The 232-nt window shown below is 29.7% G+C and carries 1 protein-coding gene; it reads right to left on the bottom strand.

Annotated elements, in window-relative coordinates:
• Positions 1–232 (bottom strand): hypothetical protein (locus SB660_RS24105; protein ID WP_410585164.1); only part of this gene is annotated, 232 nt, incomplete at both ends.

Genomic DNA, 232 nt, shown 5'->3' with positions numbered 1-232 from the left:
AGTTAAATGCCCCCATGTACTTATAGCATATAAAGTATCGTCAATACCATAAATAATATCGCTGGTATAATTTGTAATTGTAGCGAATAATGTTACTACATTAGAATTATCTATTTTAAAGATTTGTGCATTCGAACCAACATACAAATTATCATTTTTATCAATACAAATAGGATTACCAAAACTTCCATTAGGAATAGACAATCCTGTCAGTGGTAATAGCGAACTTTGC

The sequence above is a fragment of the Bacillus sp. SIMBA_005 genome, from assembly GCF_046535585.1.
Taxonomy (GTDB): Bacteria; Bacillota; Bacilli; order Bacillales; family Bacillaceae; genus Bacillus; species Bacillus pumilus.
Note: the sequence above shows the minus strand (reverse complement) of the source record. Positions and strands in the feature narration are given on the sequence as shown.